We start from the raw sequence: 17,722 nt of genomic DNA, 5'->3' as shown, positions 1-17,722 counted from the left end.
AACTATAGTATGATTACGTGACAGCAACAACCCATAAATGAGAGAGAAGAAAAATGGCTTGGGATACTGAAGGGACGAAACGCAAAATTCTGGATGCGGCGATGACCGAATTCGCCCGACTCGGACCCGATGGCACTACCCTTGAGCGGGTTGCCAAGTTGGCCGGGGTAAACAAGGAGCGTGTTTATAATTACTTTGGCGATAAGCGAGCGCTGTTCTCAGCCGTATTACGTAGTGAGTTGGCCAAGGTGGCATCGGCGTTGCCCATTACATCCTTTGCGGTTGAAGATATTAGCGATTACGCTGGCCGTGCCTACGATTATCACCTCGACAATCCTGAACTGAGTCGGCTCATGCGCTGGGAAGGGTTGATATTCAGTGATGAGGTGCCGGACGAAGAACAGCGACGCGAATACTATGGATACAAGATTCAGGCCGTGAGCGATGGGCAGCGCGAGGGAATTGTTACCCAAGCCATTGGAGCAGATCATCTGGCTTTTTTGGTGTTAGCTTTGGCCGGATGGTGGTCTGCCGTTCCACAGGTCGCGCGCATGTTAACGGGACCAGATAGCGCAGAAGAATATGCCAGACGGAGATCCTCTGTCATAGAAGCTGCCCGACGTCTGGCGTCTGCCCCATAAAGTTATTCGAACGCTAGCTTTTGCGTACTGTGGACGAACTCAGAAAGAACTAGAGGCAATGTAAGCCTAAATAGCGGCCTTAACTTTCCTCTCTAAACGGAAATCAGGGGTTCTCGACATCCCGGTTTTGCCATAACCCGCTTTTTTGTTAATAAGAATACTAGCCATGTCTGATTTCATTCGTGGTTTTCGCCCTGACTTAATTTTGGTAGCCATTGCGGCGGCACAACGGCCATTTGCTCTCTCCAGGATACGTCGATGCTCGGCCTCAGCGACGGCAGCTAATATCTGGTGGCCTACTGTACAAGCGCCTATTGATTAGCATATATGTAATAGTATAACATTACATTCGTGCTATCCAACAAGGAGCTATAGATGTCTAAAAAATATAACTGCCTATCCATAATTGCATTGAGTGTTTGTGTTTCATTGATCAGTTTTAAATCATTTGCGCATGGTAAACATAGCCACTCACATGAGCACCATCAATCGGATGCTGCACGCACAGCAAGTGAAGGCATCTTTGTAGACAAAGATGTTAAGGATAGGGGGCTGAGTGATTGGGATGGGGTCTGGCAATCGGTTAATCCCTATCTGTTAAAAGGGGATCTGGATTCGGTACTCGTTAATAAAGCGAAAAAAAATAAAGATAGAACGGTTACAGAATACCGAGAGTATTACCGCCGGGGCTATCATACTGATATCATTATGATTGGCATAGAGAATAACACTATTGATTTTCACACCTCAGATGCCGTTAATTCATGTAAGTATAGCTACTCTGGCTTTAAAATAATGCACTATGACTCAGGGAAGAAGGGAGTACGCTATTTATTCGAATGTAAAGATGCTAACTCAAAAGCACCAAAATTTGTCCAATTCAGTGACCATATAATAGAACCACAAAAATCCCATCATTTTCATATTTACACGAGCAATGAGTCGCATGAAGCATTGTTTAAAGAAATGGATAACTGGCCAACGTTTTATCCAATCACATTAGGCAAAGATGAAATAGTTCACGAGATGTTGCATCACTAAAGTTAGTGTTGTCGATTATTTCCAGTAAGAGAAGACCATGTATCCACATGGTCTTTTTGTATGTTATTCAAGCGAGCATTTGGGTCGATAGGCCAAACATTGACCGATTTGATTTTATATTCGTCGCAGATGAGTGACGCACACAGCCACATACACCCGCTATTCTCATGGTTATCCGGTAGGATGCATGGCGACTAAATCTCAAAATGTGACATTTATAAAACATCTTTTCATTAAAATTGAAATTTTGTTTTTAGAGTGCTATGTTCTGCACAGTCAAGTCTAACTATCACACCCAATGGGCCACAGCTCATTGGCGCAAAGGAGAGAACATAATGAAAATTGCACTGATGATGGAAAACAGTCAGGCAACTAAAAACGCCATCATTCTGAAAGAGCTGAATGCTGTAGCCTCGGAAAAAGCGTACCCGGTATACAACGTGGGCATGAGTGATGAAAACGACCATCACCTGACTTATATTCATCTGGGGATCATGGCCAGCATTCTGCTCAATTCTAAAGCAGTGGATTTTGTGGTTACTGGCTGTGGTACAGGCCAAGGCGCAATGATGTCGTTAAACATCCATCCAGGTGTTGTATGTGGATATTGCATCGATCCTGCTGACGCTTTCCTGTTTGCTCAGATCAATAACGGTAATGCATTGTCACTGCCATTCGCCAAAGGTTTTGGCTGGGGTGCTGAATTAAATGTGCGTTATATCTTTGAAAAAGCGTTTACTGGCGTGAAGGGGGAAGGTTACCCGCTGGATCGTAAAGAGCCGCAGGTACGTAATGCGGGTATTTTGAACCAAGTGAAAGCTGCGGTAGTGAAAGAAAACTATCTCGATACACTGCGCTCTATTGACCGTGAATTAGTGAAAACCGCAGTAAGCGGTGCACGTTTCCAGCAGTGCTTCTTTGATAACTGCCAAGTTGAAGAGATTAAAGCTTTCGTGAAAGAAGTACTGGCGTAACGATAGCCTCGAGTGTTGAAGAATAAAACAAGGCTCCTGAACAGGAGCCTTTTGCTTATTTGATTCCGCTAAAACACTTAACGACTACTTACACCGCGGTCTGCTAACACTTAGGCGCTGCCCCTTGTGGTGGCAGATAGCGTAGTGGATCAAGTGCGGTTGCTCGGTAACGGATTTGGAAATGCAACATTATCGTGTCTGTTCCGGTGCTGCCCATCGTGGCTATTTTTTGTCCCGCTTTCACATCTTGAGCATTGTTCACTAGCATGGTGTCGTTATGGGCATAAGCGGTGATGAAATCCTCACCGTGTTTAATCATTATCAGGTTGCCATAACCACGTAACTGATTCCCGACATACACGACTCGCCCTTTGGCCGACGCGTAGATTGGCTGCCCACGTTTAGCCGTAATATCAATGCCTTTATTACCACCGTCGGCGTTGGAGTAGCGCGATATTATTTGGCCACTGGTCGGCCAGCGCCAGCATCGATTAGCACCCGGTGGTGGTGTCGATGCAGCGAGTACAGTATTTGAGGATTTACGCTTCGTTGATGCCAGTCGCCCGGACGCCGCAGAACTGCTGAGCTGAAGTTTTTGCCCAACCTCAAGTCTATAGGGGGGGCGGAGCCTGTTGATGCGGGCAAGGTCACTCACTTCGCTATCACTGATCCATGCAATAAAATAAAGTGTGTCACCTGACTTAACGGTATACGATTTATCGTTATAACTGCCTTTTGGCAGTTTGGTGTAGTCACGATTGGATTTGTTTGAGCACCCAGCCAATAGCAAGACAACCATTGCGTATACCGCCAACCATGGCCACAACTGCATTCTACTTTTAGTGTTCAAAACTTTTCCTTTATCGCCGTGATATCAAACTCCCTCAGCCAACTATATTAACATTTGAACTATAAGGTTCAAAAGCCTGTGTAAGATTATCGTTTAGGATTGGTGGTAATTGGCAGGCTAAAATGGCTCACAATTTCTTGTGAGACGGGGGAAACCCATAGAATTGTGTAGATTAGTGGTTTCTTACGTATTACCGCTTTCCAATGGAGTGCAGCACTCTGGCAGAGAGTCGCCTTTGCTGCTTACGGTTTACTAGCCATGATAATGATGGGCTGAAAGGCATGTAATATTTATAACTATTAATATACCTAAGCCTACTTATGTCTTTGCTATGAATTATCTGTTTGTTATTAAATTAACTTTATTCAATAAGTATTAATATATCTATAAATCAAAGTGTTTTTTAATTGGCTTTTATTAAACTACATTTTTTAAATGTTGACGATCAATGCGAGAAATATACTGACTTTCTGTGTTGCTTGTCTGGCATGTTTATTCTAGATTTAAACTGAAAACAATATAAGACATGGTGGTTGATTTATATTTAATTATTAGCTGACTTGTTTTTATTCTTTGTGAAAACTATGGTGCTAAATTTAAACTAAATAAATAGGGTGTTTATTATGTCAGATAATATGGATTGTTTGTTTTTAGATTCTCGTTTTGGAACATTACAAGTGAGTTACTCAATTGATAAAAAACAAATTCCGCTTCAATCACATCTAATAGATTGTTTTTAATTATCTTTTAATAATCTAATTATGAGGTGAGTTTATGCAGAACAATAACGTATCAACCAAACGCAGCCCGTCAATAAAAAAACTGGGCATTATGACACTAGTGGTAATGAATATTGTGGCAGTGGTCAGTCTAAGAGGGTTACCTACCGAAGCGGAGTATGGATTAAGTTCTATTTTTTACTATCTGTTTGCTGCTGTATTCTTCTTGATCCCGGTCTGTTTGGTGGCGGCTGAATTGGCAACCGGTTGGCCGGAAAAAGGCGGAGTATTTCGCTGGGTAGGCGAGGCTTTTGGCCCGCGCTGGGCATTTTTAGCCATGTTTATGCTGTGGACTGAGGTGACGGTATGGTTCCCTACTGTCCTGACGTTTGGTGCGGTTTCATTAGCTTTTATTGGCCCCGACCAGACATGGGATCAAGCACTCGCGGCCAATAAATTCTTTGTGCTCGGGATTGTGTTGTGTATTTATTGGTTTGCGACCTTTATTGCCTTTAAGGGGGTGGAAACCTTTGCCAAGGTCTCTAAATGGGGGGGATTGATAGGCACCATCATTCCGGTAATTATCCTGATCATATTAGGTTTTTCATATTTGATTGGTGGAGGTACCTCGCAAATAGAGTTGTCATGGGATAACGTTGTTCCTGACTTTTCTAATTTCGATAATGTGGTTTTAGCCGCCAGTATCTTCCTGTTTTATGCTGGGATGGAGATGAATGCCATCCATGTCAAAGATGTAGAGAACCCGCAGAGAAACTATCCCATCGCTATTATGTTGGCTGCTTTAGGGACTGTACTTATTTTTGTCTTGGGCACGTTAGCCATAGCTTTTGTGATCCCCGAGTCTGATATCTATCTGACGCAAAGTTTGTTAGTGACTTATTACGACCTGTTCAAGTGGGCTGGTATCGAATGGCTAGGGCCGATAGTGGCATGCTGTCTGGCTGTGGGGGTATTAGCAGGTGTAGTGACATGGGTTGCCGGGCCTTCATCCGGGTTATTGGAAGTGGCTAAGGCCGGATACTTACCGCGCTGGTGGCAGAGTATCAATAAAAATGGCATGGCGACGCATATCCTATGTGTTCAAGCACTTATTGTTACCTTGCTATCTATCTTGTTCGTGGTACTTCCCTCAGTTCAATCGGCCTACCAGATATTGAGCCAATTGACCGTCATCCTGTATCTCATTATGTACATGTTGATGTTCAGTGCGGCTATCTACCTGCGCTTTAGTCAACCAAACCGACCACGGCCTTATTGTATACCTGGCGGTAATGCAGGGATGTGGATTATTGGTGGTACAGGGCTACTGAGTTCGTGTATTGCTTTCATCTTTAGCTTCATTCCACCTAGCCAAATTGTGGTGGGTAGCCCCAAGGAGTATGTCGCTATTTTGATCGCATTAGCCTTGTTCTTCTGCATGGTACCTTTGGTGATTTATGCACTGCGCAAACCTCATTGGCGTGATGAAAACTGTGATTTTGCCCCTTTTACCTGGGAGCGAGACCGTGGGCATCCCGGAATCCCGACCACCAGTGCAATTCATACCAGCGATGCAGTAGCAAACAGGTAATACCCATAAATTGGCTATCGGCATTATCAATCAAAATCATAGATCCGTCATATGTCAGTGAGCTTTTCAAAAAAAACATTATGACTGCAATGCCTAACAGGCTAACGTCTTCTATTTATATCAACACCCGCTTTTGGCTGTGAATTCACTGGATGGATGCAACACATTGGTTAAATCGCTTTGCGTTTTCCATGAATTGGCTGAGCATAAAATCTTAATGAAAAGCCCTGAGGGGCTTTTCATACATAAGCATCTGCAAACTGTTAATTACCACATCAAATCATCGGGCACTTTGAAATCGGCATACGGATCTTCTCCATCTTGCTCTTCCTGACTAAGCGCACTATTTAATACAATACTGTTCGCATCTCGCTGCGCAATTTTATCGGCTACGCTCGCGGGGATAATAGCGTATTCACTCTCGCCACTGTTCTCAACAACCAGACGAGCAATGGCGAGACGACCACTAATCAGCTGAGCTTGAGTGAGCTTATCCACAACTATTTTTTTAATTAAATTATTATCTGTGAAGTTAAAACCAATATTGCCTTTTGAAATATCGATTCTGTTCATTTCAATGAGCTGTTTCACCTGAGCTTTATACTCTTTAGATAAAGCCGCTTGTTTTTGTTGTTCGCTTAGTTGTTTATCACGCTCAAGTTGTTCTTTTTTATTTTCATCCACAGCCTCTCTTGCCTCACGAGCCTGAGCTCGTGATTTCTTAGCTGTTCTTTGAACTTTGGCCATTTTTTTGCTGGTCACTAATCCAGCTTTTAGCATCTGCTCTTGTAAGGTGAGTTTTGTCATCTTCGTTCCTAAACCAGTTGAATAATTTGTGGGATTATACCTGTAATTTTTGAGTCTGTTCCAGATTGCAGGACCTGATCACGGTATTACTTGAGTTTGGAGGGGGTTATCAGAGGCTGGTGGGACCTGCTCTCAGGATTCGCCAGTCGGTTTAAAATTCGGTATCATCCGCTCCCACTCTTCATCCGGGTAGCCTGATGTCTAAGATAATCGATACCTTTATTGCCCCGCCGTGTCATGACAAGATAGAGACTCTCTATCAGGACGATCACCTGGTTCTTATCAATAAACCTGCTGGGCTGCTTAGCCTCTCGGGGAAAAATCCGCAAAATCTGGATTCGGTGCATCATCGGTTAGTACAGATATTCCCCGGCTGTACCCTGGTTCATCGCCTGGATTTTGGCACTTCCGGGCTGATGGTGATTGCCCGCAATAAGGCTATAAATGCCGCCCTCTGTCGACAGTTCAGCCAGCGCACCGTGACCAAAGTGTACAGCGCACTGCTCTGCGGACATCTGGATGACAACGAAGGGATGATAGACGCAGCGATTGCCAAAGACCCGGCACTGTTCCCGCTGATGTCGATTTGCCCAATCCACGGCAAGCCGGCTCGCTCCTACTATCGGGTCGTGGAGCGCTTTTATCATGAGTTGGAAGATGGGACGTTACTGCCATTAACGCGGGTACAGCTAACCCCGGAAACCGGGCGTACTCATCAACTCCGCATCCACTGTCAGCAGTTGGGCCATCCCATTTTGGGCTGTGACCTGTATGGCGGTCGCCTGCTGCCAGGTACCGAACGGACTCCACGGCTGATGCTGCACGCCAGTGAGTTGCATTTTGTTCATCCCATCAGTGAAGAGTGGGTCAAAGCCCATAATTCCAGCCCGTTCTGAAAGCGAAAGTTTCTATTACGATGCCACCCGGAGTATCTCCCCCATCTTATTTAAACGGGTATTACCTGTTGTTCTGGTCACATGTGTGCTGAAAGTACCGCTCCAGCCGAGGCTTTTGCGTCGTTGACGCAACGAGTGCAATGTCATTGGGCCGCATGGATTATCACGACCCGGAAATAGGTGCAGCCGATATCCTGTCAAACTATGGCGCGTTCTGAGCATTTTGACGGTTTGAAAGGGAAGGGGAATAGCATGTTATCTGCGGATTGTTATCCACATACTTATTTTAAACTGCGCTTTCACGAGACAAGATGAGACATTATGAAATGAAAAATCCACGCAAATGCGTGGATTTAATGGTATTTGTTATTTTTCATGAGACTCAGTGAATCCTCATGAAACAACAAAAATGATTTAGACGTTGAACAAGAAGTTCATCACGTCGCCATCTTTTACGATGTAATCTTTACCTTCTGAACGCATTTTGCCGGCTTCTTTCGCGCCTTGCTCACCCTTGTAGGTGATAAAGTCCTCGAAAGCGATAGTTTGTGCGCGGATAAAGCCTTTCTCGAAGTCGGTGTGAATTTTACCGGCAGCTTGTGGTGCAGTTGCACCTATCGGGATGGTCCAGGCACGCACTTCTTTTACACCGGCAGTAAAATAGGTTTGCAGGTTCAGCAATTCATAACCGGCACGGATCACACGGTTCAGACCGGGTTCTTCAATACCTAACTCAGCCATAAATTCAGCGCGGTCTGCATCTTCCAACTCAGCAATATCAGACTCAACTGCGGCACAAACGGCAACTACCACAGAACCTTCCGCCGCAGCGATGGCACGCACCTGATCCAAATATGGATTGTTTTCAAATCCATCTTCATTGACGTTAGCAATGTACATGGTTGGCTTCAGGGTGAGGAAGCTCAGATAACGGATGGCGGCTTTATCTTCAGCACTCAGGTTCAACGCACGCAGCATGCCAGCATTTTCTAAATGTGGCAGACATTTTTCCAGCGCTTCCAGTTCCGCTTTAGCGTCTTTATCACCGCCTTTAGCTTTCTTCTGAACACGATGCATTGCGCGTTCACAGGTTTCCAGATCGGAAAGTGCCAGTTCAGTGTTGATGGTATCAATGTCATCAACGGGATCAACTTTACCGGCAACATGGATGATGTTGTCATTTTCAAAACAACGTACCACATGACCAATTGCTTCAGTTTCACGGATATTGGTCAGGAACTGGTTACCCAGGCCTTCGCCTTTGGATGCACCCTTAACCAGGCCCGCGATATCGACGAATTCCATCGTCGTTGGCAAAATACGCTGAGGTTTAACAATCTCGGCCAGTTGGTCCAGACGCGGGTCCGGCATTGGCACCACACCCGTGTTGGGTTCAATGGTGCAGAACGGGAAATTAGCTGCTTCGATACCCGCTTGTGTCAACGCGTTGAACAGGGTGGATTTACCAACGTTAGGCAGGCCCACAATACCGCATTTGAATCCCATGTTTTATATCACCTTAAATAACTTAAAAATCAACTCGTTAGGGTTAACGTGCTGATGTAATCAAAATTTATGTCGCCATTATACACATTCTGACGATTTATCTCGATCATGCTGTTTCGTCGCCGCAATGGAACATGCTGTGAGAGCGAGTAGGTGATTGATTTTTCTAACTCTGTGTCCGAGATCACGCTTATGCCATCTTAAGTTTCCTGATAAATGTCCGATAACTAGTTATTACAGTCCGCATACTGAATTTGGGTAATTCCAATGGAAATGAGTATCTATAAATGGCTGATCGTCATCTTGTTCGGGGGGATGGCGGGTATTGTGGGAATGCGTTTTCTTACCGCAGATGTTGAGCCTGCCGCCCCCTCCTTTGCCGAGTTGGTTGATCAATATGGGGTGGAAATTGAAAGTCACTCGGGCAAGAGCGTTAGATATGTGGGGTACAAAAAAAATACCCTTTATGAAGATTTCGACAGCATCCAGTTGAAATTTACCGCAGTAACCGACAAGTTTGAACGCAGCCACGACTTATCGCGCAACAAAGGAAAGGCATCAGATTGGGATTCGCTTTTTTGTAGCGATAAATTGAGTGATATTGCGGGCGAATATGATGGTAAAAGCAACAATTTTCTCGGGCGGGTGAGGGTGATATTTTCAGGTGTGGTATTGACCGGTGAGGGACAACAGGGGATTAATGCGCTGTGCAACAAAAATGAATAACAACTAATACAGGCACCCCGGCTTATGTTCGTTAGCCGGGGAACCGGGCCAGTATTATACGCCGGCCTTAAAGGAATGCAGGCGATTCATTGCCTTAGTGATGTCTTCTTTTAGCAGTATTTCAGTACAGCGGATAGATTCATCAATGGCCTCGTCAATTAAGGTTTGTTCACTGATTGGTGGCTTACCCAAAACAAAACCGGTGACTTTACTTTTATCACCCGGATGGCCGATGCCGATGCGCAAACGATAGAAGTTAGGGTTATTCCCCAACCTGCTCTGAATATCTTTCAGGCCGTTATGGCCACCGTTACCGCCACCTAGCTTTAATTTAGCCACGCCCGGCGGGATATCCAACTCATCGTGTGCGACTAAAATCTCTTCCGGCAGAATACGGTAAAACCCAGCCATTGCGGCTACGGCCTTGCCACTGAGATTCATAAAGGTAGAGGGTACCAACAAGCGAACGTCTTGGCCTGCCAGATTTAGCCTTGCAGTGTAGCCGAAGAATTTACCCTCTTCTTTCAGTGGTTGATTATGGCGCTGCGCCAATAAATCCACATACCAAGCACCTGCATTGTGGCGAGTTTGGGCATATTCAGCGCCCGGATTTGCCAGCCCAACGATTAATTTAATACTGCTCACGTCGCCATTCGCTATAACTAAAGGAATTAAAGTGCCATAGTTTACCTGTCATAGCGCGTAATAACAAAACTGCTAGCATGAATTTATTTAGAGTGAATAGTTCAAGATGTGAATAGTTGCCTGTATGTATAATTCAAATTCAGTGCCAAATGTCTGGATTATGTAAAGATTTGTTGGAATATATTTGCCAGTTGTGATCACAAGCGCAATACCTTCCTCGCAAGCCTGACTATACTTAGTTATTAAGTGGACATGAATAATCGCATTAAGCAAGCAGTTTTAGCGCTCGGCTCAGTGGTTATTTATTGGCAACCTAGGTGGAGGTGGCATATGAAACGTAAAAGCGCAGCAAGGGTCGGTAATGTGCTGATGGGATTAGGTTTGGTTACCATGGTCGTAGGGGTAGGTTACTCAATCCTGACAGAGGTATCCCAACTGGGTCTACCGCAATTCTTTGCCCATGGTGCCGTGATGAGTATTTTTGTCGGCGCACTGTTGTGGTTAGTTGGCGCGCGTATCGGTGGGCGTGAGGAAGTTGCGGATCGTTATTGGTGGATTAAGCACTTTGACAAGCGTTGTAATCGCAACCAGCGTCACTCCTAGCGAGCAAGGCATCATTAGCGACTAATTACAGCGAAGCGGCAAACATAGACCTGTTTTCTTGGCTTTTTAATTGAGCTGATGTGCAGGAGGGGTAAATGACGGCTCAACGAGCGATAAGACAAACACCTATTGATCAAGAACTCAGCGATCGAGAGTAGAAAACCCGTTGTCGCATCTGCTTCAACGGGTTTTTCTTTATCTGCTTCAATTTATGCATTGCATAGTATCAATTCGTTATGAACCCCATTCGTGATGCCCACCAAGTGACCTATCGCGAAAATAGCTTAATGGCTAACTGCGGCCAGATAGCACCGCAGGGATATCCACAACCTAATACTGATTAATGCTCAAACATCGCAGAGATGGACTCTTCATTGCTGATACGGCGGATGGCTTCAGCCAACATGCCTGACAGGGTCAGAGTACGCACATTTTTTAATGCCTTGATTTCAGCTGACAACGGAATCGTGTCACAAACAATCACTTCATCGATAACAGAATGTTTGATGTTTTCAACCGCATTACCAGAGAAGATCGGATGAGTCGCGTAAGCAAATACACGCTTGGCACCACGTTCTTTCAGGGCTTCCGCTGCTTTACACAATGTGCCACCGGTATCGATCATATCGTCAACTAACACGCAGTCACGGCCAGCAACGTCACCGATGATGTGCATCACCTGAGAAACGTTAGCACGTGGGCGGCGTTTGTCGATAATCGCCATATCAGTATCGTTCAGCAGTTTTGCAATGGCTCTGGCGCGAACAACGCCGCCGATGTCTGGAGAGACAACAATTGGGTTTTCCAGATTCTGCTGCAACATATCTTCCAGCAGGATTGGGCTACCAAATACGTTATCAACCGGAACATCAAAAAAGCCTTGGATCTGTTCAGCATGTAGATCCACTGTCAATACGCGGTCAACCCCAACACTTGAGAGAAAATCGGCAACAACTTTGGCAGTGATCGGTACACGGGCAGAACGCACACGGCGATCCTGACGAGCGTAACCGAAGTAAGGAATAACAGCAGTAATACGTCCTGCGGAGGCGCGACGCAGGGCATCAACCATGACAACCAGTTCCATCAGGTTATCGTTCGTGGGTGCGCAGGTGGACTGGATGATGAAAATATCACCACCGCGTACATTTTCGTTGATTTGCACGCTCACTTCGCCGTCGCTAAAACGACCTACAGCGGCGTCACCAAGACTGGTGTACAAACGGTTGGCAATACGTTGTGCTAGTTCCGGGGTGGCGTTACCAGCAAAAAGCTTCATATCAGGCACGAGAAGAACCTCAGGCATGCGTCCAGAGAAGATATTGTCATATCAGTAATCAGGGGCGATTATTCATACTGATTGCAATATACATACGGGTATTTAAAGCCAAAACACGGTGAATAACCGTCATCATTCAAATTACAGGTGTGTCGACTGTTCTCGTTCACCCGCATCACTTACTCATGTAAGGTTATCGGGATTCGCTCGTTTGCCGCTTTCCTGCATCTTGAAATCTATTGGGTACAAAACAGCATTATGAACCGGCTTTCAATCAAATGAGACAGGTATTTTCAGAACCCAAGGTTAGTAGAGCCATTACATCGACCTTACATAACGCTGTAAATCGTTATCTGCACTCACAACTTTCAATTTTCCCAGAGCGCGCACGATGCAGTGGCGAAACATTTACACCACGAGCAACAAAACCATGCAACCACTCCGGGGCAATACTTAACACCTGTCGGGCCGATGCCTCAGTGTCGAATTCTGCAAACACACAAGCACCGGTTCCGGTAAGGCGTGACGGAGCGTATTCTAACAGCCATGAAAGAGCCTGTTCAACCTCGCGAAAACGTTTTCTTGCGATCGGTTCGCAATCATTTGCGTACGGAGTGCTTAAAAGCGCCGCCAGTGGGCGAACTGGCGTATTTCTTTTTAATTCAGGATCAGAAAAAATAATTGGTGTTGGGATGCTTACACCGGGGTGTACCACCAAATACCACTTCTCTAAAGGCTCCGCAGGTTGCAATTTTTCGCCAATTCCCTCAGCAAAGGCAGCATGTCCACGAACGAACACCGGCACATCGGCACCTAATGTTAGGCCAAGAGTGGCCAATTTCTCATCAGAGAAACCACATTGCCACAGTAAATTGAGTGCAACCAGTACCGTGGCGGCATTAGATGAACCACCACCCAGTCCTCCCCCCATTGGTAGGCGTTTATCAATACTGATATCTGCCCCACGAGGTACTTTTACCGTGCCGGGCTGTTGTTGTGGCAATTGTTGTTGTAGAAATTGTTGTTGTAGCAATCGCGCCGCGCGAATTATCAAGTTCTGTTCGTTTTCTACGCCTGCAACTGGCGTTAATAAGCGAATCTGATTGTCATCTCGCGGCACAATAGTTAGCTGGTCGCCATAATCGAGAAACTGAAACAGGGTTTGTAAGTCATGATAACCATCGGCCCGTTGCCCGGTGATATAAAGAAACAGGTTTAATTTGGCCGGTGAGGGCCAGACATGTTGCTGCGTGCTAACCATGTTATTTGACAGTCCAATTATCCATTTTTAGCTTAATTCGCTGCCCGCCCTGGCTCAGTTCCATGCGGCTCGGCAATGCTGGCGTCACTTGAGTGTTGTATTCCTGATAATCAACCACCCACGTCATACCATTTTGTTTATAAGTCACTTGCTTCAAACGGTACTTATCATCAAGGATGAAATCAGTGGTATCACCGGGTAACCCTAAAATCCACTGACGTAAGCTTTCCAATGGAATGGACATCCCCGTCAACTTTTGAATCATTTCCTGTGGGTCATCACTGACATAGCGTTTGCCTTGATTATCGGTCAACTGGGTAACGCCTGGTTGTACCACCAATTCCAGTTCTGTGCTGCCCAATGGGTTGGTCAGCAGTAGGCGATAGCGCTCAGGTGTAGTTTGTTGCCAGAAAAAGCGCGCATAGACTTTTTGTTTTTCAGAAATATACGCAAAGGCACCCCGGGTCTGGAATTGGCTCAATTGCTGTAATTGTTGCTCATGTTGACGCCACTGTGGCGATGTCGGACTGGTCGCCGGACCGGTCGGTGGCGTGGTGCTACAGGCTGCTAGCAACAGCGTTGCTAAAGGGAGCAGGCGATAAAAACTGATTTTATACATCGACATATGGCTATAAATCCTATCGGTCGCACGGATATCATTGGCGACGCGTCTTTGATGAGGTCATGTTACCGATAAATAATAATTTTTGATAAAACAAATTATTTGATACCTAGCTAATTGGTATCTGAGGTGCTCACGCTAACGGGCTGAAGGCTGAGCGTCAATATCTTGTTCTATTTTGTACAGGGTTTACGCAATATTGTTGTACAGCAGATAACCAATTTCTGATCATAATTTATGATAATACTTAGGATATTGCACTGTGACTTTTATTGAACCCGCGCATCAAGTAGAATGCGGTTCAGACGAGAATCCATACTAACATCAGTATTACTCGAAGCCGTTCTCATGACTCTGCTTGCATTAGGCATTAATCACAAAACTGCGCCTGTATCTTTACGTGAACGAGTGAACTTTTCACCGGAATCTATCGACCAGGCGCTTGTCAGCTTGCTCCAACAGCCGTTGGTGCAGGGCGGTGTCGTATTGTCTACGTGTAACCGAACTGAGTTGTATCTCAGCGTAGAGCAGCAAGATAATCTGCATGAACAACTTATTGCCTGGCTTTGTACCTATCACAAACTCAGCCCGGACGAAGTGAAAAAAAGCCTGTATTGGCATCATGGTAATGATGCCGTCAGTCATTTGATGCGTGTTGCCAGCGGGTTAGACTCACTGGTATTAGGCGAACCCCAAATTTTGGGGCAGGTGAAAAAGGCCTTTGCTGAATCTCAGCGTGGTCAATCGCTGTCTGGCGAGTTGGAGCGGTTGTTCCAGAAATCTTTCTCGGTTGCCAAACGGGTTCGGACAGAAACAGATATTGGAGCCAGTGCCGTTTCGGTTGCTTTTGCTGCCTGTACTCTGGCACGTCAGATATTTGAGTCGCTTTCTGAACTGAATGTGCTGTTGGTGGGGGCTGGGGAAACCATTGAGCTGGTGGCTCGTCATCTGCGTGAGCATCAAGTCAAGCATATGATTATCGCTAACCGTACCCGTGAGCGAGCTCAAGTGCTGGCGACAGAAGTGGGGGCCGAAGTGATTACTTTGCCGGAAATTGATGCTCGATTGGCCGATGCCGATATTATTATCAGTTCAACGGCCAGCCCATTGCCTATTATTGGTAAGGGAATGGTCGAACGTGCTCTGAAAAGCCGCCGCAATCAGCCAATGCTGTTTGTCGATATCGCCGTACCACGGGATATTGAGCCAGAAGTGGGTAAACTGTCTAATGCCTATTTATACAGTGTTGATGATCTGCACGCGATTATTCAGCACAATATGGCACAGCGTCAGGCCGCTGCGGTGCAGGCCGAATCAATAGTACAGCAGGAAAGCATGAATTTTATGGCCTGGCTACGTGCGCAGGGGGCGGTTGAAACCATTCGTGATTATCGTTCTCAGGCCGAACAGGTTCGTAGTGAGATGACCGCTAAAGCATTGGCCGCCATTGAGCAGGGTGCCAATGTAGAACAAGTGTTGAATGAGTTGGCCCATAAGCTCACTAACCGCCTGATTCATGCTCCTACCAAATCCCTCCAGCAAGCCGCCAGCGATGGCGATATGGAGCGGTTGCAATTATTACGCGACAGCCTTGGGCTGGATCAGCATTAGTTTCCTCTAATTACAGGGTTTAAAACCACGGATGAAGTCTTCTATTGTTGCCAAACTGGAAGCGTTACAAGAGCGTCACGAAGAAGTGCTGGCGTATCTTGGCGATGCCAGCGTTATTGCCGATCAAGACCGTTTCCGCGCGTTGTCACGTGAATATGCGCAATTAACGGATGTCACCCGCTGTTTTAAAGAATGGCGCAGCGTGCAAGATGATCTCGAAGCCGCAGAAATGATGCTGGAAGATCTTGAAATGCGCGAAATGGCTCAGGAAGAACTGAAAGAAGCAAAAGCGCGCAGTGAAGAGCTGGAACAGCAGTTGCAAGTGTTGTTGCTCCCTAAAGACCCTGATGATGAGCGTGATTGTTTTCTCGAGATTCGTGCCGGGACCGGTGGTGATGAAGCGGCTATTTTTGCTGGTGACATGTTCCGTATGTACAGCCGTTATGCCGAAGCACGCCGCTGGAAAGTTGAAATCATGAGCGCCAGTGAGGGCGAGCATGGTGGCTATAAAGAAGTGATTGCCAAGGTCTCTGGTGATGGGGTGTTTGGTCAGTTAAAATTCGAGTCAGGTGGTCACCGTGTGCAACGTGTACCCGAAACCGAATCACAAGGCCGTATTCATACCTCTGCCTGTACCGTCGCGGTAATGCCTGCCATTCCTGAAGCTGAGATGCCGGAAATCAATGCCGGTGATTTGCGTATTGATACTTTCCGCTCGTCTGGTGCCGGTGGTCAGCACGTTAACACCACCGATTCGGCAATCCGTATCACCCATATTCCAACGGGCTTGGTGGTGGAGTGTCAGGATGAGCGCTCACAACATAAGAACAAAGCCAAGGCGATGTCGGTGTTGGGTGCACGTATCCGTGCCGCAGAAATGCAAAAGCGCCAATTGGCAGAAGCTTCCGAGCGCCGTAATCTGCTTGGTTCAGGTGATCGCTCTGATCGTAATCGTACCTATAACTTCCCACAGGGCCGAGTGACCGATCATCGCATTAACCTGACCCTCTATCGCCTAGATGAAGTGATGGAAGGCAAACTGGATATGCTGATTCAGCCGATTGTGCAGGAATATCAAGCCGACCAGCTCTCTGCGTTGTCAGAGCAAGATTAATGGACTATCAGCAGTGGCTGTCGTTAACGGCAGCCCGTTTCAGTCAGAGTGACAGTCCAAAGCGCGATGCCGAGATTCTATTGAGTTTTGTCACTGCAAAGGCGCGTACCTATGTGTTGGCTTTCGGTGAAACTAAGCTGACAGCCGATCAGTTACAGCGATTGGAACAACTGGCAACCCGGCGTGAGCAGGGGGAACCTATTGCTTATCTGGTTGGGGAGCGCGAATTCTGGTCATTGCCACTCAGTGTTTCCTCCGCCACTCTTATTCCACGCCCTGACACCGAATGTTTGGTTGAACAGGCGTTGGCACATCTGCCAGCCACTCCTTGCCATATTTTGGATTTGGGTACCGGTACCGGTGCTATTGCTTTGGCGTTAGCCAGTGAGCGGCCAGATTGTGCTGTGGTGGGTGTGGACATCCAAGCCGACGCTGTTGCACTGGCTCGCCATAATGCAGAAAAGCTGGCCATAGATAATGTACATTTCCTGCAAAGTAGCTGGTTTGACGCGGTCGACGGACAATTTACGCTGATTGTTAGCAATCCTCCTTATATTGATGCCGATGACCCGCATCTGAACGAAGGTGATGTCCGCTTTGAGCCTCACAGTGCGCTTGTCGCACCTGCCGAAGGGATGGCTTCACTGGACGAGATTATCCGTCGTGCGCCGGCTTATTTAGAGGCGGGAGGCTGGTTAATGTTGGAGCATGGCTGGCAGCAAGCCGATGCAGTACAGAAATTACTTAAAAACGCCGGATTTAGTGCTGTAATGACGTATAAAGATTATGGTAATAATGATCGTGTTACTTTGGGGCAATGGATCGGCTAATCAAGA

Annotated in this window: 18 protein-coding genes and 1 pseudogene; 11 read left to right on the top strand and 8 right to left on the bottom strand. The window is 46.3% G+C overall.

The window, feature by feature from the left end:
• The first annotated feature begins 53 nt into the window (after nucleotides 1-53).
• The 4 genes from V1955_RS12135 (at nucleotide 54) to V1955_RS12120 (ending at nucleotide 2,656) form a co-directional block, all read left to right on the top strand.
• Nucleotides 54-641 carry a TetR family transcriptional regulator gene (locus tag V1955_RS12135; protein WP_442820934.1) on the top strand — a complete coding sequence of 196 codons (588 nt, stop codon included), beginning with the start codon at nucleotides 54-56 and terminating at the stop codon, nucleotides 639-641.
• A gap of 166 nt (nucleotides 642-807) precedes the next feature.
• Nucleotides 808-963 (top strand): hypothetical protein, encoded by a 156-nt coding sequence (locus V1955_RS12130; RefSeq protein ID WP_442820933.1) that lies wholly within the window; start codon nucleotides 808-810, stop codon nucleotides 961-963.
• Between the two features lie 53 nt (nucleotides 964-1,016).
• Complete coding sequence (zinT, locus tag V1955_RS12125; protein ID WP_442820932.1) at nucleotides 1,017-1,682, top strand: metal-binding protein ZinT; 666 nt, start codon at nucleotides 1,017-1,019, stop codon at nucleotides 1,680-1,682.
• A gap of 335 nt (nucleotides 1,683-2,017) precedes the next feature.
• Nucleotides 2,018-2,656, top strand: coding sequence for an RpiB/LacA/LacB family sugar-phosphate isomerase (locus tag V1955_RS12120; protein WP_005185124.1), 639 nt, complete (start codon nucleotides 2,018-2,020; stop codon nucleotides 2,654-2,656).
• 103 nt (nucleotides 2,657-2,759) lie between these two features.
• Here V1955_RS12120 and actS read toward each other — a convergent pair whose 3' ends face one another.
• A complete protein-coding gene (gene actS / locus V1955_RS12115) occupies nucleotides 2,760-3,488 on the bottom strand; it encodes an amidase activator ActS (RefSeq protein WP_193784817.1) in 729 nt (242 codons plus the stop codon).
• Between the two features lie 792 nt (nucleotides 3,489-4,280).
• Here actS and gadC point away from each other — a divergent pair.
• On the top strand, nucleotides 4,281-5,816 hold the full coding sequence (gene gadC / locus V1955_RS12110) for a putative glutamine/gamma-aminobutyrate antiporter GadC (protein WP_442820931.1): 1,536 nt from the start codon (nucleotides 4,281-4,283) through the stop codon (nucleotides 5,814-5,816).
• A 267-nt stretch (nucleotides 5,817-6,083) separates the two neighbouring features.
• Here the strand turns inward: gadC and V1955_RS12105 are convergent, their stop codons facing one another.
• Nucleotides 6,084-6,623 (bottom strand): DUF2058 domain-containing protein, encoded by a 540-nt coding sequence (locus V1955_RS12105; RefSeq protein WP_083159033.1) that lies wholly within the window; start codon nucleotides 6,621-6,623, stop codon nucleotides 6,084-6,086.
• A gap of 197 nt (nucleotides 6,624-6,820) precedes the next feature.
• Between V1955_RS12105 and V1955_RS12100 the strand changes: the two genes are divergently transcribed.
• Entirely contained in the window at nucleotides 6,821-7,519 is a 699-nt protein-coding gene (locus V1955_RS12100) for an RluA family pseudouridine synthase (protein ID WP_442820930.1), read from the top strand.
• A gap of 39 nt (nucleotides 7,520-7,558) precedes the next feature.
• Here V1955_RS12100 and V1955_RS12095 read toward each other — a convergent pair.
• Nucleotides 7,559-7,774, bottom strand: a pseudogene (locus V1955_RS12095) (tyrosine-type recombinase/integrase); the annotation flags it as partial.
• A 159-nt stretch (nucleotides 7,775-7,933) separates the two neighbouring features.
• A complete protein-coding gene (gene ychF, locus V1955_RS12090; protein ID WP_083159031.1) occupies nucleotides 7,934-9,025 on the bottom strand; it encodes a redox-regulated ATPase YchF in 1,092 nt (363 codons plus the stop codon).
• Between the two features lie 267 nt (nucleotides 9,026-9,292).
• On the opposite strand from ychF, the gene V1955_RS12085 reads away from it, so the two are divergent.
• Complete coding sequence (locus V1955_RS12085; protein WP_102970422.1) at nucleotides 9,293-9,751, top strand: hypothetical protein; 459 nt, start codon at nucleotides 9,293-9,295, stop codon at nucleotides 9,749-9,751.
• 54 nt (nucleotides 9,752-9,805) lie between these two features.
• Here V1955_RS12085 and pth read toward each other — a convergent pair whose 3' ends face one another.
• Nucleotides 9,806-10,396, bottom strand: coding sequence for an aminoacyl-tRNA hydrolase (gene pth / locus V1955_RS12080; RefSeq protein ID WP_372569118.1), 591 nt, complete (start codon nucleotides 10,394-10,396; stop codon nucleotides 9,806-9,808).
• A gap of 330 nt (nucleotides 10,397-10,726) precedes the next feature.
• On the opposite strand from pth, the gene ychH reads away from it, so the two are divergent.
• Nucleotides 10,727-10,999, top strand: a complete 273-nt coding sequence (gene ychH, locus V1955_RS12075; protein ID WP_083159029.1) for a stress-induced protein YchH — start codon at nucleotides 10,727-10,729, stop codon at nucleotides 10,997-10,999.
• A 340-nt stretch (nucleotides 11,000-11,339) separates the two neighbouring features.
• On the opposite strand, the gene prs is transcribed toward ychH, so the two are convergent.
• From prs to lolB, 3 genes are all read right to left on the bottom strand, one after another.
• A complete protein-coding gene (gene prs / locus V1955_RS12070; protein ID WP_004390739.1) occupies nucleotides 11,340-12,287 on the bottom strand; it encodes a ribose-phosphate diphosphokinase in 948 nt (315 codons plus the stop codon).
• A gap of 340 nt (nucleotides 12,288-12,627) precedes the next feature.
• A complete protein-coding gene (gene ispE, locus V1955_RS12065) occupies nucleotides 12,628-13,539 on the bottom strand; it encodes a 4-(cytidine 5'-diphospho)-2-C-methyl-D-erythritol kinase (RefSeq protein WP_372569120.1) in 912 nt (303 codons plus the stop codon).
• 1 nt (nucleotide 13,540) lies between these two features.
• Nucleotides 13,541-14,164 (bottom strand): lipoprotein insertase outer membrane protein LolB, encoded by a 624-nt coding sequence (lolB, locus tag V1955_RS12060; RefSeq protein WP_083159027.1) that lies wholly within the window; start codon nucleotides 14,162-14,164, stop codon nucleotides 13,541-13,543.
• A gap of 345 nt (nucleotides 14,165-14,509) precedes the next feature.
• Here lolB and hemA point away from each other — a divergent pair, with 345 nt between their 5' ends.
• From hemA to prmC, 3 genes are read left to right on the top strand one after another with little or no spacing between them, the layout of a single operon-like run.
• Entirely contained in the window at nucleotides 14,510-15,772 is a 1,263-nt protein-coding gene (gene hemA / locus V1955_RS12055) for a glutamyl-tRNA reductase (RefSeq protein ID WP_083159026.1), read from the top strand.
• A gap of 31 nt (nucleotides 15,773-15,803) precedes the next feature.
• Entirely contained in the window at nucleotides 15,804-16,886 is a 1,083-nt protein-coding gene (gene prfA / locus V1955_RS12050; protein ID WP_005185162.1) for a peptide chain release factor 1, read from the top strand.
• The gene (prmC, locus tag V1955_RS12045; RefSeq protein ID WP_083159025.1) at nucleotides 16,886-17,716 is read left to right on the top strand and encodes a peptide chain release factor N(5)-glutamine methyltransferase; all 831 of its coding nucleotides are present in this window, start codon (nucleotides 16,886-16,888) and stop codon (nucleotides 17,714-17,716) included. The genes prfA and prmC overlap by 1 nt, the downstream gene beginning before the upstream one ends.
• Nucleotides 17,717-17,722: the final 6 nt, after the last annotated feature.

This window comes from Yersinia sp. 2545 StPb PI (assembly GCF_052217125.1).
Classification (GTDB): Bacteria; Pseudomonadota; Gammaproteobacteria; order Enterobacterales; family Enterobacteriaceae; genus Yersinia; species Yersinia enterocolitica_E.
This window is presented reverse-complemented; position numbering and strand designations above follow the sequence as displayed.